General features: G+C 58.4%; 18 protein-coding genes. 9 read left to right on the top strand and 9 right to left on the bottom strand.

What is annotated here, in order from left to right; translation table 11 throughout:
* Positions 1-155 precede the first annotated feature (155 nt).
* Positions 156-1,205, top strand: a complete 1,050-nt coding sequence (locus ABD806_RS10860; RefSeq protein ID WP_344957789.1) for a polyamine ABC transporter substrate-binding protein — start codon at positions 156-158, stop codon at positions 1,203-1,205.
* Entirely contained in the window at positions 1,192-3,543 is a 2,352-nt protein-coding gene (locus ABD806_RS10865; protein WP_344957791.1) for a putative bifunctional diguanylate cyclase/phosphodiesterase, read from the top strand. Before ABD806_RS10860 ends, ABD806_RS10865 begins: the two co-directional genes overlap by 14 nt.
* A gap of 139 nt (positions 3,544-3,682) precedes the next feature.
* On the opposite strand, the gene ABD806_RS10870 is transcribed toward ABD806_RS10865, so the two are convergent.
* On the bottom strand, positions 3,683-4,501 hold the full coding sequence (locus ABD806_RS10870) for a DUF2797 domain-containing protein (protein WP_344957793.1): 819 nt from the start codon (positions 4,499-4,501) through the stop codon (positions 3,683-3,685).
* Positions 4,502-4,632: 131 nt separating this feature from the next.
* Between ABD806_RS10870 and ABD806_RS10875 the strand changes: the two genes are divergently transcribed.
* On the top strand, positions 4,633-5,058 hold the full coding sequence (locus ABD806_RS10875; RefSeq protein ID WP_344957795.1) for a VOC family protein: 426 nt from the start codon (positions 4,633-4,635) through the stop codon (positions 5,056-5,058).
* On the opposite strand, the gene ABD806_RS10880 is transcribed toward ABD806_RS10875, so the two are convergent.
* Complete coding sequence (locus tag ABD806_RS10880; RefSeq protein WP_344957797.1) at positions 5,055-7,004, bottom strand: alkaline phosphatase D family protein; 1,950 nt, start codon at positions 7,002-7,004, stop codon at positions 5,055-5,057. The genes ABD806_RS10875 and ABD806_RS10880 overlap by 4 nt on opposite strands.
* A gap of 162 nt (positions 7,005-7,166) precedes the next feature.
* Here ABD806_RS10880 and ABD806_RS10885 point away from each other — a divergent pair, with 162 nt between their 5' ends.
* A complete protein-coding gene (locus ABD806_RS10885; RefSeq protein ID WP_344957799.1) occupies positions 7,167-8,225 on the top strand; it encodes an AI-2E family transporter in 1,059 nt (352 codons plus the stop codon).
* A 193-nt stretch (positions 8,226-8,418) separates the two neighbouring features.
* Here ABD806_RS10885 and ABD806_RS10890 read toward each other — a convergent pair whose 3' ends face one another.
* The 3 genes from ABD806_RS10890 to puuE form a co-directional block, all read right to left on the bottom strand.
* A complete protein-coding gene (locus ABD806_RS10890) occupies positions 8,419-8,922 on the bottom strand; it encodes an ureidoglycolate lyase (RefSeq protein ID WP_344957801.1) in 504 nt (167 codons plus the stop codon).
* 101 nt (positions 8,923-9,023) lie between these two features.
* Entirely contained in the window at positions 9,024-9,539 is a 516-nt protein-coding gene (gene uraD, locus ABD806_RS10895; RefSeq protein WP_344957803.1) for a 2-oxo-4-hydroxy-4-carboxy-5-ureidoimidazoline decarboxylase, read from the bottom strand.
* A complete protein-coding gene (gene puuE / locus ABD806_RS10900) occupies positions 9,539-10,462 on the bottom strand; it encodes an allantoinase PuuE (protein ID WP_344957805.1) in 924 nt (307 codons plus the stop codon). Before puuE ends, uraD begins: the two co-directional genes overlap by 1 nt.
* A gap of 357 nt (positions 10,463-10,819) precedes the next feature.
* Between puuE and uraH the strand changes: the two genes are divergently transcribed.
* The gene (uraH, locus tag ABD806_RS10905; protein WP_116474355.1) at positions 10,820-11,173 is read left to right on the top strand and encodes a hydroxyisourate hydrolase; all 354 of its coding nucleotides are present in this window, start codon (positions 10,820-10,822) and stop codon (positions 11,171-11,173) included.
* A 102-nt stretch (positions 11,174-11,275) separates the two neighbouring features.
* The gene (locus ABD806_RS10910; RefSeq protein WP_344957808.1) at positions 11,276-12,628 is read left to right on the top strand and encodes an NCS2 family permease; all 1,353 of its coding nucleotides are present in this window, start codon (positions 11,276-11,278) and stop codon (positions 12,626-12,628) included.
* Here ABD806_RS10910 and ABD806_RS10915 read toward each other — a convergent pair.
* Positions 12,621-13,544, bottom strand: coding sequence for a LysR family transcriptional regulator (locus ABD806_RS10915; protein ID WP_344957810.1), 924 nt, complete (start codon positions 13,542-13,544; stop codon positions 12,621-12,623). The two genes, ABD806_RS10910 and ABD806_RS10915, sit on opposite strands and share 8 nt — an antisense overlap.
* A gap of 174 nt (positions 13,545-13,718) precedes the next feature.
* Here ABD806_RS10915 and ABD806_RS10920 point away from each other — a divergent pair, with 174 nt between their 5' ends.
* From ABD806_RS10920 to ABD806_RS10930, 3 genes are read left to right on the top strand one after another with little or no spacing between them, the layout of a single operon-like run.
* Complete coding sequence (locus tag ABD806_RS10920) at positions 13,719-15,125, top strand: sodium/glutamate symporter (RefSeq protein WP_344957812.1); 1,407 nt, start codon at positions 13,719-13,721, stop codon at positions 15,123-15,125.
* Complete coding sequence (locus ABD806_RS10925; RefSeq protein ID WP_344957814.1) at positions 15,122-16,750, top strand: amidohydrolase; 1,629 nt, start codon at positions 15,122-15,124, stop codon at positions 16,748-16,750. The genes ABD806_RS10920 and ABD806_RS10925 overlap by 4 nt, the downstream gene beginning before the upstream one ends.
* The gene (locus ABD806_RS10930; protein ID WP_344957816.1) at positions 16,737-17,624 is read left to right on the top strand and encodes a CobW family GTP-binding protein; all 888 of its coding nucleotides are present in this window, start codon (positions 16,737-16,739) and stop codon (positions 17,622-17,624) included. Before ABD806_RS10925 ends, ABD806_RS10930 begins: the two co-directional genes overlap by 14 nt.
* Before the next feature lie 83 nt (positions 17,625-17,707).
* On the opposite strand, the gene cuyB is transcribed toward ABD806_RS10930, so the two are convergent.
* The 3 genes from cuyB to ABD806_RS10945 are packed head-to-tail and all read right to left on the bottom strand — an operon-like array spanning position 17,708 to position 20,361.
* Positions 17,708-18,424, bottom strand: coding sequence for a cysteate racemase (cuyB, locus tag ABD806_RS10935; RefSeq protein ID WP_344957818.1), 717 nt, complete (start codon positions 18,422-18,424; stop codon positions 17,708-17,710).
* 56 nt (positions 18,425-18,480) lie between these two features.
* Positions 18,481-19,761: a TRAP transporter large permease gene (locus ABD806_RS10940; protein WP_344957820.1), complete on the bottom strand. Its 1,281-nt coding sequence runs from the start codon at positions 19,759-19,761 to the stop codon at positions 18,481-18,483.
* Between the two features lie 33 nt (positions 19,762-19,794).
* Positions 19,795-20,361 carry a TRAP transporter small permease gene (locus ABD806_RS10945; RefSeq protein WP_344957823.1) on the bottom strand — a complete coding sequence of 189 codons (567 nt, stop codon included), beginning with the start codon at positions 20,359-20,361 and terminating at the stop codon, positions 19,795-19,797.
* Between the last annotated feature and the right edge of the window lie 74 nt (positions 20,362-20,435).

Below are 20,435 nucleotides of genomic sequence, written 5' to 3' on the forward strand. Positions count from 1 at the left end.
GTATTTGTATCAGTTATTTAATTCCGGCAGGGGGTTAATAGCTCATCCCCTGATTATCCTTCATATCCGATTGGTGCCTTTTCAGAAAATCAACTAGTATCACTTAAAACAGTGACTTAAGTTACTGATCGAACTAAATGACAGTGGATGTCGCCATGATAAAAAAACACAAGGCATGTGTTTTAGTCTGGGTCTTGTTCGTTTGCTTTTCCCCGTCGGCCGAAACGCTGCATATCCTCAACAGGGAGGGCTACCTGTCCGACCAGGTAACCGCGCGCTTCGAACAAAACACCGGTCACCGCATTGAACAAATCTATTATGACAACGAAAAAAGGCGCAATGCCCTGCTGGACAGGGCGGACAAGTATAATTTTGATCTGGTGCTGGTCGACCATAACAGCGCCCGGATCTTTGGTGCCCGGGGCCTGTTCAGCCCGCTAACACTGGAGCAGATCCCCAACCTGGATCAGGTACCTGCATTCAGGAAAGAGCAATGCGGTCAGTTCGGCGCCCCCTACTTCTGGAGCACACTGGGTATCTTGTATCGTGCCGACAAGGTGCAGCCGCCGCCCAGCTCCTGGCGTGACCTGCTGGTTCCCGATGACCATCTGAAAGGCCATGTCGGCATGCTCGACAACTCCCTCGATACCCTGGTGCCGCCCCTGGCCATGCTGCAGCAACCGCTGGACAGCGACGATAACCAGGTGCTCCGGGAGGCCTTCTCGCTGTTAAAAGCCCAGTCATCCTGGGTGCTGACCTATGAATACCCCCGGACCTATATCCGGCACGATCAGCAGGCCGATCGGCTCTACATGGCCCAGGGCTACAGCAGTGACCGGGCCGCCATGAATACCTTTTCGGATCAGGAGCATTGGCGTTTCGTGCTGCCCGATGAAGGTACCTTGGTCCGGCTGGATTGCCTGGCCATCTTCAGACATTCCCCCCACCAAGCCCTGGCCACCGAGTTTCTCAACTTCCTCAACCAGCCGGAGATCGCCGCCCTCAATGCCGAACAGACTTTCGCCACACCCGCCAATGATGCCGCCCTGACGCTGCTTTCCGGCCAATTCGGGCAGGACAGTTCAATATTTCCATTAGTACCTGCTTTGCAAAACGGCCAGCTTGCCCCGCGGCTGGATCCGAAAAATATGGAAATTCGCAACCGAATCACTTTGGCGGTATTAAAAAATCATGAAACTCGGTAAACGCGCTACCCTGCTGATCCTGCCGGTGTTACTGGCCAGTTACCTGCTGGCAGGCGCCGGCATCTATCTGGTGCAGAAACAGACCATCTATCAGCACGCTCAGGGCCGGCTCAACCTGAGCATGGCCGAGCTGTCGGCCAGCCTGGCCGGTTATATCTCTTTTACGGAAAGCTATCTGCTCAGCACCAGCTCGAGCGAGGCTATGCTCCACTTCTTAACGGAGCCCGACAACCGTTATCGGAGCCTGAGGTTAGGGGCACAGATGGAAGATTATCTGCGCCGCTTCCAGCGCCATCACTCCGATTACCTGGCCTTTGCCCTGGTGCCCGACAGCGGGCGTTCTGAATTTTATTTTGAAAGCAGCCCGGATCCCTTCGCCGAACCCAGCCCTGCCCTGCTTGCCTTCGTCCGCTCGCTGCGGCAACAACAAAAGCAGGCGGATTGGACCCTGACCACTGGGCCGGACGGACGCACCCGCATCATCCAGGGACAACGCCTGGACAGGAGAACGGCCAGTGCCCCCCTGGCTGCCCGGCAAGAGCAGATCATTACCGCGGCCATCGTCATCGAACCCACCGAGTTTGATCGTCTGCGCCAGAAGCTCGAACACAGCATGCAGGCCGGGGTCGAGTTTTCCCCGCAGCCTCCCGCCCTGAGCGGGCCGCTGGCGGCCTCGGCACCGGTGGGCAATAACCTATACCTCAGCATTGATCCCTCGCCAGGCATAGTGCAGGAGGAGTTACGCCGGCTGCAAGAGTCTCTGTTGATTGGCTTATTGTTACTCACCGCCTGCTCCACCCTGCTGTTGCTGTGGCTGATCCGGCACTATATCACCCAGCCGATAAACCATCTTGAACAGGGCTTGCATCAGGTGATCTCAGGGGAACAAAGCCAGCTATCCGGGATCGGAGACGATAACGAAATCGGTCGTCTGGGCCAGACCTTTCAGACACTCTATGCACAACTTTCCCATGCCTACAAACAGACCCGCCAGCAGGCGGTTATCGATCCGCTCACCGGGCTGCCCAATCGGATGGCCTTCTCGGAGCAGATTGTTCAGGCTCTGCAACAGGCCGAGCAGCACCGACATCAGCTGTCCCTGCTCTCGATGAACCTGGATAACTTCAAATACATCAACGACAAGTATGGCCATGAATTCGGTGACCAGCTGCTGAAGGCCATCGCCCTGCAGCTAGGAAATACCCTGCAACATCCCGAGTCGCCCGCTTCCATGACCCATACTCCCCTGCTGGTCAGGCTGGCGAGTGATGAGTTTGCCCTGCTGCTGGAACACAGCGCCGGCTCCGATCTGGTTTATCAGCAGACCACGGTGATCCAGAACCTGTTCAAGGACGGCTTTACCTTCGAGCTGGGCAACTACCCGATCACCATGGGCATTGGGGTCGCCACCTATCCCGAAGACGGTAACAGCGCCAACGAGCTGGTGGCCAATGCGGAGGTGGCCATGTACCAGGCCAAGACAATAGGTAAAAATCAGGTCGCCTTTTATTCCCGCAACCTGGCGATGAAAATACGCCGTACCAAAGACATAGAGCAGGAGCTGAAAATCCTGGACGAAGACCAGGAGTTTCAGCTGGTCTATATGCCCATCGTCGATGGCAAAACCGGGATGACCGTATGTTGTGAGGCGCTGTTGCGCTGGAACTCTCCGGTACTGGGCCGGGTGCCTCCCGATGAATTCATCCCCATCGCAGAAAACTGCGGCCTCTATGCCAAGATTGATCACTGGGTGGTAGAACGCGCCTTCAGAGACTTTCCGAAGCTGCAAGGCTGTTTCGGTAACCAGACCAAAGTCGCCATCAACCTGTCTTCCGCCGAACTCGGCATGCCCGGGGTGGATAAATTCCTGCTCGAAATGGCCAGCCGTTACCGGCTGCCGACCCGTCATATAGAAATTGAAATCACCGAGACCTACAAGGCAGAGTACAGCCTGGCGGCCGACGCACTGCTCAAGCGACTGCGCGCCGCCGGCTTTACCATAGTGATCGACGATTTCGGTACCGGCTATACCTCGCTGCTGCAGATGCTGGAATACCCGGTAGACAAGGTGAAGCTCGACCGCTCCTTCCTCGAGCGGCTGTTAAACACCCAACAAGGGGAGCTGTTGCAACCGCTGATCGCCCTCTGCCAGCTGCAGGGGATCCGGGTGGTCGCCGAGGGGGTGGAAAACCAGGCCCAGGCAGATATGCTCAGCGCCGCCGGCTGCGATTATCTGCAGGGCTACTGGTTCGGCAAACCCAGCTTCCTGGATGAGTTATCGCAGGAGCCAAGCGTCAAACCGATAGAACTGGCCAAGTTTCGCCAGCGTCATCAATAGGGTCCATTATTGTTTATTTGTTGCGCCGAGCTCATGCCCAGCAGCGGTTCCCAGGATCAAAAAGCGCATCTCTTCTCCTTATTTTTATGCCATGCCGCCATGCGGATAATAGTGCCATAGCCATCAGAAGCGCCGGTGTTTACCCGAAGCTCACTTCATAACCGGTAAATTTGCGCAGGTTGATCACCCCAGTGTCCAGGATCAGATACTGACCCTTGATGCCCAGCAGCACGCCGGAGACGGTGTTGTTCTTATCGAAATTATGGCTGGCGATCTTGGTGGGATACTGGGTTACCGGATAGCTGATTTCCACCGGGGATTCATCCAGCGGCACAATGGCCTCGGCGCCGAAGCGCAGGCTCAGGTCGGCCAGCCTGGCCCGGATCTCTGGAACAAGGCGGGCCGCTTCCGCTTTTAAATCCAGTGGTGCCTCATCCCCTTTCAGCATGGCGCGCCAGTTGGTTTTATCCGCCACCAGCTCGGCCAGGGCGACTTCCACCAGGCCCGATATCTGCCGGGTCGCCACCCTGAAGATGGGCAGCGCCTGGGTGGCGCCCTGATCTATCCAGCGGGTCGGTACCTGGGTTGCCCGGGTAATGCCGACCTTGAGGCCGGAGGTATTGGCCAGGTAAACGACATGGGGCACCATGCAATGGCTGTCCCCCCACTCGGGCTCGCGGCAGGTGCCTTCAAAATAGTGGCAGGTTTCCGGTTTCATGACGCACATGTCGCAGCGCGCCAGTTTTTTCATACAGGGGAAACAGTGGCCCTGGGAGTAACTCTTGCTGGACTTGCGGCCACAGGCATCGCAATAGATATTGCCGGTGTAGGTCAGGATAATGGGCTGGCCAATCAGCGGGTTGAGCGCCACGCGCTCCTCACCCAGGGCCAGTTGGTAGGCGACCGGTGCTTCCAGGGCCGCCGGCATCTTTACCAGGGTGCCGGTTATGCTGCTCATTGTTCACATTCTGGGTTATGGACGACAGGGATACTTTAACAGCCGGGGCACCGCGGTGCATCTGTTGCGACTAAGCTGATAGAAGCCCGGGCCCGGATCGCCATCCCAATTGCAGTGAACAGGAGACGCCTATGGCCGTCGCGCAATACCATTACCCCCGCCTGACCCATATCGCCCTGCATGTGGCCGATATCGATGCCTGTATCCGCTTTTATGGTGAGTTCTGCGGCATGGTTGAGACCCACCGGCGGGAGCAACCGCAGCAAACCATCGTCTGGCTGGCAGAGCCGGGCCGGGAAAGCGAGTTTATCTTCGTGCTGATGAACGGCGGCCAGGATCTGCAACTGGCGGACAACGACTATCGCCACTTCGGCTTCGCCCTGCCCAGCCGGGAAGCGGTGGATGCCATCGCCGAACGGGCGGGTCAGGCCGGCTGCCTGATCTGGCCGCCGCGGGATGAGCCGTTTCCGGTAGGCTATTACTGCGGCGTCAAGGATCCCAACGGCAACTATGTGGAGTTCAGCTACGGCCAGCCGCTGGGCGAGCCTCCCGCTTAAGTATCTCCGCGGGTCAGGGGCATATCCGCCGCCTCCGTCCGCTGTTGCTCGACGGCAAAGTCCACCACCGTATCGGCCGTGAGCTGCTGCACCAGCACCGGTTCCCCCGCCTCGTTGAAGCGCACATGACCGATACCGGCCTTGTTGAGCAAGCGCTCGCCCCGGGCCGCGCCGGCCGGTGGATGGGGGGTGATTTCCATCCGGCGGCGGCGGGTAAACCAGTTCAACGGCGAACGGGGGGCATAGAGCCAGCGGTTGAGCCGGTCCAGCACGTCCAGCAGGCGCCCGGGGAATTCGTTCTTCAGGCCACTGCTGGTGATCTGCCAGATATGGGGGTCATGCTCACGGAAACGGATGCGGATGTCGTACATAAATGAATAATGGACATCGCCGGAGAGGATCACGAAATTGCCCGGGGTGCGGGTATGGCGGAATATATTGAGGATCACCCTGGCGGTCCCCGGGTGGGCCATCCAGTTTTCCGCATCCACCAGCAGCGGCTTGCCCAACCAGGTGAACAGCTTTTGAATGGCTTCGATCACTTTCACCCCGAACACCGGCGTGGGCGAAACCAGCACCACCGCATCATGATGCAGCAACTCCCCCTGCAGCTCGGTCAGGGCTTCCCAATCCATCAGCCCGGAGGGACTGCCCAGATTGCGCTCGGCCCGCCAGCGCCGGGTACGGGTATCCAGCACCAGCAGCTTGGGGCTGGTCGGCAGGCTGTAGTGCCATTGCTGAAAGCTCAGCAGGTGATCGATCAGCGCGTCCTGATGCCGACTGTCTGGCTCCCTCACCCAGTCCTGCAGCAACTGCATGGGCTTGCCGGCAAAGGCGTCCGGATTATTGCCCCATCCCTGGCACAGGAAGTAGCCCAGCAACGCATTGCCGATGATGCGCCGGGAAAAAGGATGCCCATAGGCGCTTTCCTCCCAGGCGGCGCTCAGGTTCCAATCATCGGTGACATCATGATCGTCGAAGATCATCAGGGTCGGCAGGTGGGCCAGCAGCCGTCGCACCCGGGGCAGGCCCGCCACGAACCGGCTCAGGTGCTGCCGTTCCTTTTGATAACGCGCCCGCTGTTCGTCCGACAGCGCCGGTTGCCACTCAGACAGCCCCTGCCAGGGCACCGGCGACCACACCAATAAATACATGGCCATCACTTCGGCCAGGGTGATCAGGTGGTTGTTGGCACTGCTGGTGGTAAAAATCGGCTTGCGCGCGCCGCCAAAGAAACGTTTCTGCAGGGGCACATTCGCCTTGGTATGAGGCAACAGCTCATCGCGTCCGTAGTAATTCTGCGGACTGGCAAACAATTCATCGCTGTCGGCCACCAGGGCGCCATGCAGGGTTTCCGGATACAGCCCCAGCTCGGCGATCAGCTGGTGGATGGCCGTGATGGTGGGCCCCGCCACGTCATCCGCATAGACCTGATCACCGCTCAGCATCAGCACCGCCGGCCAGGACTGGGGGTCGTCACTGTGCTGTTGCAGCCAGTGATCGGCGACCACCAGGCCATCGTCCGCCGGGTGATGGGGCTTACGGCAGGAGCCGTGCAAGATGCCATCCAGCCGGCTGCGAATAACAAAACGGGGCAGGCTTTCGCCCTCGTAACAGAGTTCGGGCGCCCATTCGCCGATGCCGCACCAGTCATCGCCTTGCTGCCGCCATTGCAGATCATAGGCAATGGGCACATCGCAGGGCAGCGGCGTGGCCAGGGCAATATCGAGCAGCTGAAGATAACAATGCTCGCCGACGGGCAGCTGTTGCTGCTCGGCGTCCAACAACAGGGTAAGGGGCTCGGCGCCGGCGACCGCCAGCCGTAAGCGAAAACTGAGCGGACGGCGACTGGCCAGCCATAGCACCAGGCGCTCCCGGCTCAGCCGCCGCAGTATCGGGCCGGCCAGGATCTGGCTGACGCTATCAGGGGAAGATGTTTGTTTCATCGTGCGATAGTAACCACAGGGCCAGCCAATTGGAATCAGAGCCGATTTCGGCTGCGCCGACATTCGACACCGGCCGGAAACATCGGGCCATTAGCTTATCGGTGGCGCTGAAGAGCCCATTTCTCTAGTATGGGCACATCATACTGCCGGAACCCTTTTCACATGCGCGCCAAGCTGGAACAACGCTCTTTTCTGTTTATGCTGATGCTGGTCACCCTGCTGTTCGGTATTGTGCTGGAGCCCTTCTGGGGCGCGATATTCTGGTCCTGTGCCATCAGCGTCATTTTCTATCCCTTGCAGCAGCGATTGTCATCGAAGCTGGGCAACAGACCCAATACCGCCTCCCTGCTGACCCTGCTGGCCAGCGTGGTGATAGTGGTGCTGCCGGTACTGCTGATCGCCGCCTCCTTTGTCCAGGAAGGGGTTGCCTTCTATCAGCGCATCGATCGGGGCGAGATCAGCCCGGCCCGTTTCCTCGAGGAGATACGTATCGCCTTCCCTCTCTTGCCCGAGCTGCTGGAGCGATTCGGCGTCGACCTGGAAAATATCCGCCAGAAGCTGGCCGAGGCGGCGGTCGCAGCCAGCCGGCTGCTGGCCCAGAAGACCCTCACCGCCGGCCAGAGCACGCTGAGCTTCATCGTCAATGTGGTGCTGATGCTCTACCTCACCTTCTTCCTGCTGCGGGACGGCCATCATCTGACCGAACTGCTGGTCAAGGCGCTGCCCCTGGGAGACGAGCGGGAACGCATGCTGTTCAGGAAGTTCTCCGAGGTCATCCGCGCCACGGTCAAGGGCAATATACTGGTGGCCATGGTGCAGGGCGCCCTGGGCGGCTTTATCTTCTGGCTACTGGATATCCCCAGCCCCCTGCTGTGGGGCGTGGTGATGGCGTTTCTATCGCTGATCCCGGCGGTGGGGGCCGGACTGGTCTGGCTGCCGGTGGCCATCTATCTGTACGCCAAGGGGGACTGGATAGCCGCCAGCATCCTGATGACCTATGGCGCCCTGGTGATAGGGCTGGCGGACAATGTGCTGCGCCCGCTCCTGGTCGGCCGGGATACCAAACTGCCGGACTATGTGGTGCTGTTCTCCACCCTCGGCGGCATCAGCCTGATGGGCATCAACGGCTTTGTTATCGGCCCGCTGATCGCCGCCCTGTTCATGGTATTCTGGGGGATCTTTATGCGTGAATTCAACTTCACGCCCGACCGACCGGAATAGGGCTCAGGGCGTCTCTTACCCGGCTGTCGGTTATTATGGCGCATTCAAACAGGTATTAACTTTACCAATTATTATCAGGGGTCTGGGGTATGACAGAGGCAGGCCTGCTATCCGGGAATTTCATAAACAAAGGGGCATTTTCATGCCCCTTTACTATCGACACTGTGCCCCTTGGCGAGACGGCTCGTTACCGTTAATCCAGTTTCAGTTCCAGATGGACTGAGTCATCGAAATAATACTCATCACAGTTGTTGCCGGGCCCGCTTCTGTCGACGACCAGGAATTCATCATTCTCGGTCAGCGTCAGTACCGGGTGGTGCCATACCCCCTTGTGGTAATTGACGCCCTGACGACCGGTCGCGCGGAAAGCGCGCACCGTGGCGGGGTCAACCTGGTCGGTTCCCGCCGGCGCCACGACCAGCAGGTATTCGTTGCCGAACAGCGGGATAAACGCCTGGGAGCCGAAAGGATGACGTTCCAGCATGCGGATGTGCAGGGGATACTCGAGGGGGTTGGCGCGAAAGATACTGATGATGCCCTCCCCCTGCTGGTCGGTCTGCACCTCGGCCAGGCGGTGATAACGACGGGTTGAGCCGTTGTTGATCATAAAATAGTCGCGGCCTTCCGATTCGATGACATCACCGAATGGTGCAAAGGCTTCTTTGGTCAGCGGCTCTATGGCCAGCGTCTTAAACATGTTTTCCTCCCGTTCAATGCCCATGGATTAACGGATCAGCTTTCACCAACGCCGAGGCCCGGTCATGCCGGGCCTCTTGTTCATCGCTGCTGGACTCCGGATTACAGGTCGAGCAAGCGGAACAGCGCTATCTTATTGATTTCATTCAGGGCGCGCTCGAATTCGATATCGTAATCGTGGTGAATACGCTCTTCGAAAGCGGCCAGTATCTGATGCCGGTTGGACCCTTTCACCGCCATGATGAAGGGGAATTGGAACTTGGCCTTGTAGGCGTCGTTCAACTCGGTAAAACGAGCAAATTCCTCGGCGGTGCACTGGTCGATGCCGGCACCCGCCTGTTCATTGGTAGAGGCCTTGGTTAGCTTGCCTTCTACCGCCGCCTTGCCTGCCAGGTCCGGGTGAGCGTTGATCAAATCCAGCTGGGCCTGCTTGCTGGCACCGGCCAGGATGCGCACCATGGCGGCATGCAGCTGCTCGATCTCGTCCTGCTCGGCACTCAGGCCCTGGTCGAAGGCCTGCTCGGCCACCCAGGCCGAATGCTCATAGATATCACCGAACACGGCGACAAAGTCGCCCCGGCCCATGGTACTAGGGGTACAGGTCTTAAACTGACTCATTATTTTGCTCCCTGATAAGGATGATACTCATGCCAGTGCCTAGCGATATCGATCCTGCGGGTAAACCAAACCCGATCGTGGCTGCGGGCATACTTGATAAAACGCTCCAGGGCGGCCATGCGGGCGGGGCGGCCCAGCAGGCGGCAGTGCATGCCGATCGACAACATCTTGGGTGAGTCGGCACCTTCTTCATAGAGCACATCGAAGGCATCTTTCAGATACTGGTAAAACTGCTCGCCACTGTTGAAACCCTGGGGGGTGGCAAAGCGCATGTCGTTGGTGTCCAGGGTATAGGGGATCACCAGGTGGCCTTTGCCATTGTTGTCGACCCAGTAGGGCAGGTCGTCGGCGTAGGAGTCTGAATCATACATAAAGCCGCCCTCTTCCATCACCAGCTTGCGGGTGTTGGGGCTGTCCCGGCCGGTATACCAGCCGAGGGGGCGCTGACCGCAGACCCGCTCGATAATATCGACGGCATCACGCAGCTGCTGGCGCTCCTGCTCTTCATCCATCCACTGATAGGTGATCCATTTAAGGGCATGGGAGCAGATCTCGTGGCCTTCCTGTACGAAGGCCTTGGCCACTTCGGGATAGCGCTCTATGGCGGTGGCCACGGCAAAGATGGTGAGCGGAATGTCGTACTTCTTGAACAACCGCAGCAAGCGCCAGACGCCGGCACGGCTACCATACTCGTAGACAGATTCCATACTCATATGGCGAACGTCTTCGAAGGGCACGGCTCCCGGCAGCTCTGACAAGAAGGCCTCGGACTCACCGTCACCATGCAACACATTGCGCTCACCACCCTCTTCATAATTCAATACAAAAGAGATAGCGACACGCGCATTACCCGGCCATTGTGGGTGGGGAGGGTTAGCTCCATACCCGATGAGATCACGGGGGTATTCGGTATTTTTGCTCATCGGAGAACTCCTTAAAACTTGAGGCTAGACTAGCAGTTGCAGCCAAAACGGCCGTAGCTCATTGGCTATCTTACTGAACTAAATTGTACACAATAAAACTGATCAATGTAAATAAATGGTTTTGTTTTTGTATCAAAACAACTCTGTCAATTCTTGCTTTAGCATGCCAAAGCAAAGACAATCCATTTCGATCAAGATACAAGTAGCTTTTAACACAGCTTGCCAGTTGTGTTGTACACATTTTTGTTAATTTAATGTAGACGAGCCATTTTATTTTGATGTAAAGTTAATTTGTCGCCGCCGAGCGGTGATGTCACCTTAAGCATGAAAATGCGCTAACACGCAAGGTAACGAATCATGGGAAGACTAACCACACACGTACTGGATACCGCCAAGGGTTTGCCCGGCTCCGACATCAAAGTCGAGCTGTACCGGGTTGAAGGTGAACAGACCCAGCTGTTGAACACCGTTTACACCAACAGCGATGGCCGTACCGATGCTCCCATCCTGGCCGATGAGGATTATGTAACCGGCAAGTACCAGCTGGTATTCCACACCGCCAGTTACTTCCATAAGCAAGGCATCCGGCTGCTGGAGCCCGCCTTCCTGGACGATGTCGTGATCCGTTTTGGCCTGGTCGCCGAAGAAGATCACTATCACGTCCCACTGCTTATTTCCCCTTACAGCTACTCGACTTACCGAGGCAGCTAACGCTCATATCCGGCAACCTCTAATCAATGCCGCAGCAGCAGGACAGCTGCCGCGGCATCGTGGGCCGGTGCCATATTGAAAATACTTGAGGACTTTAAGGTCATGGAAAACGTCAAGAACGAGTCAACCAACCAGAAAGCGCTGTCGCAAAGCGAAAGCGGAGGCCTGCTCGACAAATGGTTCAAGCTCAGTGCCCACGGTACCACGGTAAAGACTGAGCTGGTGGCGGGGTTAACCACCTTCATCACCATGGCCTACATTATTTTTGTTAACCCAAATATCATGGCCGCCTCGGGCATGGATGCAGGCGCCGTGTTTGTCGCCACCTGCATCGGGGCCGCCGTCGCCACTCTTTTTATGGGTCTGTACGCCAACTGGCCGGTCGGCCTGGCACCGGGTATGGGCCTGAACGCCTTCTTTGCCTTTACCGTGGTCGGTGAAATGGGCTATAGCTGGGAAATCGCCCTGGGCGCCGTGTTCTGGTCCGGCGTCATCTTCACCGCCATGAGTTTCTGGAAAATCCGTGAATGGGTACTGGATTCAATTCCCGAATCCCTGCGTTACGCCATGACCGCCGGTGTCGGCCTGTTCCTGGGGCTGATCGGCCTGAAGACCGCCGGTATAGTGGTAGAAAGCCCGGCCACCCTGGTGACCCTGGGCGACTTCACCAAACCCAGCGCCTTGCTGGCCGCCGTCTGCTTTTTGATCATCTCTATCCTGGTACACCGCAAGGTATTCGGTGCCGTGCTGATCGGGGTGCTCAGCGTGACCCTGATCGGCCTGTTCATGGGCATAGTGGAATTCAACGGCATCTTCGCCATGCCGCCCAGCATAGAGCCCACCTTCCTGAAACTGGACATCATGGGCGCCCTGGATATCGGTATGATTACCGTGATCCTGGCCTTCCTGTTCGTCAATATGTTCGACACCGCCGGTACCCTGATGGGCGTGGCCGAGCGCGCCAACCTGCGCCGTCCGGATGGCTCGATCGAGGGGCTGAAAAAATCCCTGAAGGCGGACAGTGCCTCCTCCGTTATCGGCACCTTTGTCGGTTGCCCACCGGTAACCAGCTATGTGGAAAGCGCCGCCGGCGTGGCCGCCGGTGGCCGTACCGGCCTGACCGCGATCACCGTGGCCCTGCTGTTCCTGCTGTCCATGTTCCTGGCTCCGCTGGCCGGCATGATACCGCCCTACGCCACCGCCGGCGCGCTGATCTTCGTGGCCTTCGCCATGATGAGCAGCCTGGCCAAGATAGAATGGGACGACTTCACCGAGATGGCCCCGGCGGCGGTGACCGCCCTGATGATGCCGCTGACCTTCTCCATCGCCAACGGTATCGCCATGGGCTTTGTCACCTACACGGTGCTGAAAATGGCCACCGGCCACCCGCGGGACGTGTCGCTCAGCGTCTATGCCCTGAGCGCCATCTTTATCGCCAAGTTCGTGTTTATGTAAGCATCGAGGGCGGCTCCGGCCGCCCTTCACCTTCAGCTACCGGCGCCAAAATATCGATAAAGCGCCCCAGCATGGGACTGACACCCTCCTTCAACCAGGCCGCCTCGGTCACCACAGTCGCGCTGGTGCCGGTCAGCGGCAACATCACCACCCCGGTACGCATATAATTACTGGCACATTCCAGATGAATGGTAATGCCGATATTGGCACTGATCAGGCCGAACATCCCTTCGCTGTTATAGGCTTCCTGCACGATGCGCGGCTGAAAGCCGGCCTGCAGGCAAAGGGCGTCCAGATGCCGCCGGAAATGGCGCCAACGAGCCATCACCCCCACCACAAAAGGCTCATCGGCCAACTCATGAATATCCACCGCCGTTTGCCCGGCCAGGGGATGCCGTTCGGGCAACACCGCCACGAAACGATCCACCTGTACCGGCAGGTGCACCATGGCATCGCCGTTGAGCGGGCTAGTTAAAAAGGCGATATCGATTTTACGGCCGGCCAACGCTTCCAGCTGTTCCTCGGTCGAACCATAAATCAGCTCGATGGCGATATCCGGATATTGTCGACGGAAGGTATCGAGCAAGCCGGGCAGCACGCCGGTAATGGCGAAGTCGGTATAACCGATGGCCAGGCACCCCAGATCCCCGCTGGCCGCCTTCTGGGTCTGGCGCACCGTTTCCTCCAGATCCGCCAACAACAGACTACAGCCTTTAAGAAACACGCCACCGGCCGCGGTCAGCTCGACCCGGCGGTTATTCCGGTCAAACAGGCTGACCCCCAACTGATGCTCCAACTGCTGAATGCCGCGACTCAGCGCCGGCTGGGCGACCGCCAGATTGTCGGCGGCCTGACGAAAATTCAGGGTCTCGGCAACCGCCATAAACTGGCGGATTTGACGCAGTTCCACACGCATAGTGATACCAAAATGTTATCAATCTGTAAGTCAATAGCATTGTACAAGTTAACACCGATTCTCTAATTTAGGAACTGCGCCTGGCCATAAACGTCAGGCTGAGGTCGGCCGGTATGCCTGGCCGGCATGGATGATAACCGGAGCCTGGTGCTTCGGTATGATGCGGAGTTCGCTATGGAAAGCTCATTTCACGGTGCAATAGCATTTGCCCTGATGGCCGGCATGCTGGTGATCGGCAGCCTGCTGAGAAAATATATTCCCTTATTAAGAAACTCGCTGGTACCCGCCAGCATCGTCGGCGGCATGCTGGGTTTCGGCCTGCTGTCACTGGACCTGATCCCCGGCTTCGGCGCCGCCGATTTTACCACCCTCACCTTTCACTTCTTTACCCTCAGCTTTATGTCGCTGTGCCTGACCGGCAGCAGCAAGAACAAGTCCCTGTCCGGCGGCAGCATAGTGCGCGGGGGGCTCTGGCTGACCTTGATCTGGACCATCAGCCTGGGAATTCAGGGGGTGCTGGGTTATGGCGTCATCGTCGCCTATGACCAGCTGACCGGCTCGGATATCAGCGCCTTCCTGGGCGCCATCATCACCCATGGCTTTACCCAGGGGCCCGGCCAGGCGCTGACCTTCGGCACCATCTGGGAAAAGGAATACGGCATCGTCAACGCCGCCCAGGTGGGCATGATCTACGCCTCGCTCGGCTTCCTAGTGGCCTTCCTGGTCGGCGTCCCCTGGGCCAAACGGGTGATCCGCAAAGGCCAGAACCTGAACCGGGAATCCAGCATAGACGGGTATTTCCTGTCCGGCTTCTATTCGCCCGACGACAGGCCGAAAACAGGCCGCATGGTAACCCACAGCGCCAATATGGACTCACTCGCCTATCACCTGGGCCTGCTGGCCATCGCCTATGTACTTACCCATGTGTGGTTGCTGTCGGTCCGGGATCTGGTCGCCGGTTTCAGCCCCTGGGGCCTGAACCTGGGCGTACTGTTCAGCCATAACATGTTCTTTATTCATGGCCTGGGCGTGTGTGTGCTGATGCGCCTGGTTATCGACAAGGCCGGCCTGAGCCGTTATGTGGATGACGATACCCTGAAGCGCATCACCGGCAGCTCGGTCGACTTCATGGTGGTCGGTACCCTGATGAGCATACAGTTTGCCGTACTTTACGCCCTGCTCACCCCAATCCTGCTGGTGACCCTGGCTGTCACCCTGACTACCCTCGCCGGCTGCTGGTGGCTGGGCCGGCTGAGCGGCAAGCTGGGCCATGAACGAGCGCTGACCTCCTTTGGTTGCTGTTGCGGCTCCACCGGAACCGGGCTGCTGCTGCTGCGCATGCTGGATGCCGACTTCAGCACCTCGGTTGCCAAGGAACTGGCCTTCTTCAACCTGGCCATAGTGCTGGTCAATATGCACCTGTTGTTTATCTTTGCCCCGATAGCCCCCTCCCTGAGCCCGGGTGCCTATCTGCTGGCCTTTGGCGGCACGGCCCTGGTTGCCCTGGCGCTAGTGCCCCTGCTGATGGGAAAGCTAAAGCCGGGCGCACCGCTCAATAACATTAAGGAGACCGTTAAATGAGCATTACCCTGTTGTGCGCCCGGCGCATCATCACCATGGATCCCTCGCTGCCCGAGGCCACCCATATCGCCGTGCAGGACGGCAAGGTACTGGCCGTCGGCCCGTTCGAGGAGCTGCAGGATCTGGGCGAATACCGGCTGGACGAACGCTTCGCCGACAAGGTGATCCTGCCCGGTTTCGTCGAAGGCCATAGTCATGCCCTGGAAGGGGCCATGTGGCAATACCTTTACCTGGGCTACTTTCCCCGGCGGGATCCCCAGGGCGCAGCCTGGGCCGGCGTCACCAGCCTGGCGGAGATGCAGCAACGGTTGCGCCAGCAGGCCGCCCGCCTGCCGGCCGACGAACCCCTGATCGCCTGGGGCTTCGATCCCGTCTATTTCCAAGGCATGCGCCTCGACAGGCAGGCGCTGGATCAGGCGGTTAACGACCGACCGCTGGTGATTTTTCACGCCAGCCTGCATGTGATGACGGTCAACAGCTGCATGCTGGAGGCCGCGCAGCTGGTCCGCCATGCCGGCATAGAGGGCATCATGCTGGATGCGGACGGCCGCCCGAACGGCGAGCTGCAGGAAATGGCCGCCATGCATGCGGTGTTCGAGGCCCTGGGCAGCAACCTGTTTGAAGAGGTCTCTTCCCTGTCCGCCCTGCGGGCCTATGGCCAGGTGGCCAGGCGCGCCGGCGTCACCACCATCACCGATCTCTATAATCCGTTAACCGAGGAAGGCATCGCCGCGCTGCGGGAAATCACCGCCGCCCCCGACTACCCGGTACGCCTGGTGCCGGCGATGAGCGCCCTGTCCTGGACCGCGGAGCAAGGCATAGCACGGCTGCAGGCCTGCCAGCAGCTGGGCAACGACAAGCTGCACTTCGGCCTGGTCAAGCTGATGACAGATGGTTCCATTCAAGGCTACACCGCCCGCATGCAATGGCCGGGTTACCATGACGGCCACCCCAACGGCATCTGGAATGCGCCGCCGGAAACCCTGCGTCAGCTGGTGCAGGACTACCACCAGGCCGGCCTGCAGCTGCATATCCATACCAATGGCGACGAGGCGGTGGAGCTGATCCTCGATGCCATCGAGGATGCCCAGACCCTGTGGCCCAGGCCGGATCACCGCCATACCCTGCAACACTGCCAGTTTATCAGCCAGGCCCAGCTGCGCCGGGCGGCCCGTCTGGGAGTCTGCCTGAACATGTTCGCCAACCACATCTATTACTGGGGCGACATCCACCGCCGCAGGACCCTGGGCTTCGCCCGCTCCCGCCGGCTGGAACCCCTGGCCTCGGCGCTGCGGTTGAATATTCCCACCGCCATGCACTCGGACGCGCCCGTCACCCCGCTCGGCCCCCTGTTTACCGCCTGGTGCGCGGTGCAGAGGCAAACCGCCAGCGGCGCCAGCCTGGGCCGGGAAGAAGGCATCGGCGTGGCCGATGCCCTGCAGATGATCACCCTGGGGGCCGCCTATACCCTGCGCCTGGATCACCTGGTGGGCAGCCTGGAAGTGGGCAAATACGCGGACATGGTGGTGCTGGACGAAGATCCGCTGCAGATCCCCGCCGAACGGCTGCGGGAGCTCAGGGTTCACGCCACCGTCGTGGGAGGCCGAGTCCATGAAAATGATTAAGGCCATTCCGGTGACCCTGCTCACCGGCTTTCTCGGCGCCGGCAAGACCAGCTACCTGAATGAGCTGCTGGCCCGGGGACTCCCTCAGGGCAGCCTGATCCTGGTCAACGACTTCGGCTGCATCAATATCGATGCCGAGCTTATCGAATACAGTGACGAGCGCATCATGCGCCTGAGCAACGGCTGTATCTGCTGCACCCTGGGCGGCAGCCTGGCGGAGAGGCTGGCCGAGCTGCTGCGTATGTCGCCCCTGCCTTCGAACATCTATATCGAAGCCAGCGGTATCGCCAACCCGGCGCGCATCGCCGATATGGTCAGGGTGTCACCCCGGCTGAGCCTCGCTGAGGTGATCTGCCTGATCGATGCCGGCCAGGCCGAGCGTTACAGCCAGGACCCGCTGGTGACCGAGGTCTGGCATCAGCAAATACGGGCGGCCAGCCTGCTGATCATCAACCGCCTGCCTCCTTCACTGAGCTTGCCTCCGGTGCTGGCGCAACTGCTGAGCCGCGCCCCGGCACGGGTAGAGCTGCTCGCCGGAGCACCGGAGACGGCAGCCGTCGCCGACCGGGGGCAGCCGCCACCGAGGACAATCGGCTCGGGCCGCTGGCATTCCTTCAGCCTGACCTTCAGCGGTGCCATCGACGGCCAGCGGCTGGCGGGTCTGTTACAGGAGTATGGGGATGTGCTGTTCCGGGCCAAAGGCATGCTGCTGCGCCGGGGGCGCGATAAAGCAGAGGTACTGCAACTCAGCGGCGGCCGGCTGAACTGGTCACCGGTCGTTAAGAGCCCGGCCAAAGGCCAGCTGGTGTGCATAGGTGCCGGCGGAGAACGGATGAACCAACTTGCCCGGGCTCTGAATGCACTGAATAGCTAATGGTGAAGTTATTACAAGATGTGATGCCCGGGCTGAGGCAAATTGCCGGCCTCAGCCCGGGACAGGTCAACCAATAAATCCAGTCACACCGAATGTTTAACTTCCCCTTTTACACGATAAACAATATGTTCGGCCAATAACTGGGAAGCATCATAAATTGGCAAATCAATGGTCAGCTTGTCGGAAATCACCGACAGTTCGGTGCAGGCCAGGATAATGCATTCGGCACCCATTGATTTCAGGTAAGCGGCAGCCTCGTTATATCTGGCCAGGATCTCGGCATCCTGAGTCTTTGCCTTCACCCGCTTGATCAATGCCATTACATTTTCCTGGTGTTCCGGTGATGGAAACAGGGTTTCGATATCCTCGGCATCGAACTTGTCATGGTACAGGCGGATGTTTTCGACCGCGCTGGAAGCCAGCATCCCTACCTTGCGGATGTCCGGCTGGCAGCGCTTCACCTGCTGCACCGTCACATCCAGGATGTTCACCACGGGGATATCGACGGCGGCTACCACCTCCGGATAGTACTTATGCGCGGTATTGCACGGGATCACCAGAAAATCCGCGCCGGCCCGTTCCAGTCCCCGGGCCATCTCTGCCATGAAGGGCGCCGGGCTTGCTCCCGTGCCCTCGATCAACGCCTTAATCCGGGAAGGCACCTTGGGATTATTGTCGACCAGCATATGGATATGATCGATATCATCCTGGGCCGGGGTGGCGGCAATCACACGGCGCATCAAATCCACCGTGGCTTCCGGCCCCATGCCCCCTATCACACCAACAGTTTTTTCATTCATCTAATACTCACCTAACGTAAGGAGTTATCACAGCATCTTATTTATGTTCGAAAGCTCTAATATCCGAAAAGCTCTGGTAACCAGAGCACCAGCTCGGGGAAGAAAGCCAGCAGAACCACCACCAAAATTTCCACCAGCACGAAGGGAATCGCCTTGGCCGAGATTTCCTCGATGGAGACCTTGGCGATGCTGGAGCCGATAAACATGTTCTCGCCCAGTGGTGGGGTGGAGAAACCGATTTCGCAACAACACACCAGCACAATACCGAAGTGGATGGGGTCCACCCCCAGGCTGACCATCACCGGCAACAAAACCGGCGTCACTATCATGATGGTGGCCAGGGTTTCCAGAAACATGCCGACAAAGATCAGGAAGGCGATCACTATGATCCAGATCAGCGCCAGGCTGTCGGTCATATTCAGCAGCGACTGGGCGATCATCCCCGGAATATCGTTTTCAACCAGGATCCGGCCAAAGGCGGTGGCAGTAAACATGATGATCAGTACGCGTCCGGTCAGCCAGGTAGTGGAGTTCAGGGATTCCTTGAAGCCGTCCAGGGAGAGTTCTTTATGAATGAACACGCCGACAAAGAGGGTATAGAACACCGACACCACGGCGGCTTCTGTTGGTGTAAACAATCCGGAGTAGATGCCCCCGAGGATCACCACGGGCGCCAGTATCGCCCAGATGCCATCCTTGCAGGCCTTGCGCAGAGCGCCCGGCGGATGAATATTGCCGGAAACATAACCCTTTTTCTTGCTGATCACATAGTTGGCGATCATCAGGCCGCCGGCCAGCATGATCCCCGGCAGAATACCGGCCATAAACAGTTTGGTAATTGACTCGCTGGCGGTCACCCCATAGATCACCATGGGAATGCTGGGCGGTATCACCACCCCCAGGCCACCGGAAGACGCCGTCAGCGCCGCCGAATAGCTGCGCCCATAGCCGCGATCGACCATGGCGGGGATCATCAGCATACCCACCGCCGCCGTGGTGGCCGGACCCGAGCCCGAGATGGCACCGAAAAACATGCTGGCGAGGATGGCGGAAAACCCCAGGCCACCGGCCATGGGCCCGGCCATCACCTCGGCAATATGCACCAGCCGGCGGGAAATGCCCGCGCTTTGCATCAGGGCCCCGGACAGGATAAAGGCGGGCAGTGCCATGATAGGGAAGGAGTCAACCGCATTCCATGCGGTCTGAACCAGAGACACGAAGTCATCGCCTGCCGCCAGATACACGGTCAATGCCGAGGCCCCCAGCGCCACAACAATGGGGGCACCTATGACCAGCAGAAAGAAAAACATACCAAACAAAATAAAGGGAGCTGTCATTATCTGATCCTCTTACCCCAAAAAATCCATGTATTAAGCCAAGGGGCGACTGCCATATTGCTCACTCTTTGACGCTGGTGTGCTCATTACATCCTCTTCCAGGTTGGGCTCATCCACATCATCGAACTTCACCCCACAGACCAGTTTCAAATAGTTAACCTGGATAATACGCAGGCTGGTCAGGGTGAATGAAATGGGGAAAATCATATAGAGATAAGCCATAGACCAATCCAGAGCGGGAGAGTAGAAGGTAAACTCCATCATTGATTCAATTACTTCGATACTCTTGAAGGTCATCAGGGTATTGAATGCGATCCAGAAAATATCACCCAGCAGCTCGACAAGATTTCTCAGCTTTGCTGGCATCATTCTCAGATGAAAGGTCACCCGGTTATGGGCCGACAGCCTGGCCGCATAGGAGGCGCCAAGAAAAACAAACCAGACAAAGGCAAACCGGGATAGTTCCTCACTCCATGGAATGCCGTAATTAAATACAACCCTCAATATGACCTGCGTAAACAGCAGGACCACAAACAAACACAGCAATAGCTGGCATATATAGTTTTCCAGCTTATCCATCTGCCTGATCAGCTTAAACATGGTCACGCTCCGATAAAGAGAGCAGAGTAAAAAGACACCCTGCTCTCTTATTCAACTTTTAATCCACTAGATCA

The sequence above is a fragment of the Zobellella aerophila genome (assembly GCF_039539325.1).
Lineage (GTDB): Bacteria > Pseudomonadota > Gammaproteobacteria > Enterobacterales > Aeromonadaceae > Oceanimonas > Oceanimonas aerophila.

Excerpts from the sequence above, each read along its gene's own strand:
- ABD806_RS10860 (WP_344957789.1), top strand. The coding sequence starts at position 156 with ATGATAAAAAAACACAAGGCATGTGTTTTAGTCTGGGTCTTGTTCGTT.
- ABD806_RS10865 (WP_344957791.1), top strand. The coding sequence starts at position 1,192 with ATGAAACTCGGTAAACGCGCTACCCTGCTGATCCTGCCGGTGTTACTG.
- ABD806_RS10870 (WP_344957793.1), bottom strand. The coding sequence starts at position 4,501 with ATGAGCAGCATAACCGGCACCCTGGTAAAGATGCCGGCGGCCCTGGAA.
- ABD806_RS10875 (WP_344957795.1), top strand. The coding sequence starts at position 4,633 with ATGGCCGTCGCGCAATACCATTACCCCCGCCTGACCCATATCGCCCTG.
- ABD806_RS10880 (WP_344957797.1), bottom strand. The coding sequence starts at position 7,004 with ATGAAACAAACATCTTCCCCTGATAGCGTCAGCCAGATCCTGGCCGGC.
- ABD806_RS10885 (WP_344957799.1), top strand. The coding sequence starts at position 7,167 with ATGCGCGCCAAGCTGGAACAACGCTCTTTTCTGTTTATGCTGATGCTG.
- ABD806_RS10890 (WP_344957801.1), bottom strand. The coding sequence starts at position 8,922 with ATGTTTAAGACGCTGGCCATAGAGCCGCTGACCAAAGAAGCCTTTGCA.
- uraD (WP_344957803.1), bottom strand. The coding sequence starts at position 9,539 with ATGAGTCAGTTTAAGACCTGTACCCCTAGTACCATGGGCCGGGGCGAC.
- puuE (WP_344957805.1), bottom strand. The coding sequence starts at position 10,462 with ATGAGCAAAAATACCGAATACCCCCGTGATCTCATCGGGTATGGAGCT.
- uraH (WP_116474355.1), top strand. The coding sequence starts at position 10,820 with ATGGGAAGACTAACCACACACGTACTGGATACCGCCAAGGGTTTGCCC.
- ABD806_RS10910 (WP_344957808.1), top strand. The coding sequence starts at position 11,276 with ATGGAAAACGTCAAGAACGAGTCAACCAACCAGAAAGCGCTGTCGCAA.
- ABD806_RS10915 (WP_344957810.1), bottom strand. The coding sequence starts at position 13,544 with ATGCGTGTGGAACTGCGTCAAATCCGCCAGTTTATGGCGGTTGCCGAG.
- ABD806_RS10920 (WP_344957812.1), top strand. The coding sequence starts at position 13,719 with ATGGAAAGCTCATTTCACGGTGCAATAGCATTTGCCCTGATGGCCGGC.
- ABD806_RS10925 (WP_344957814.1), top strand. The coding sequence starts at position 15,122 with ATGAGCATTACCCTGTTGTGCGCCCGGCGCATCATCACCATGGATCCC.
- ABD806_RS10930 (WP_344957816.1), top strand. The coding sequence starts at position 16,737 with ATGAAAATGATTAAGGCCATTCCGGTGACCCTGCTCACCGGCTTTCTC.
- cuyB (WP_344957818.1), bottom strand. The coding sequence starts at position 18,424 with ATGAATGAAAAAACTGTTGGTGTGATAGGGGGCATGGGGCCGGAAGCC.
- ABD806_RS10940 (WP_344957820.1), bottom strand. The coding sequence starts at position 19,761 with ATGACAGCTCCCTTTATTTTGTTTGGTATGTTTTTCTTTCTGCTGGTC.
- ABD806_RS10945 (WP_344957823.1), bottom strand. The coding sequence starts at position 20,361 with ATGTTTAAGCTGATCAGGCAGATGGATAAGCTGGAAAACTATATATGC.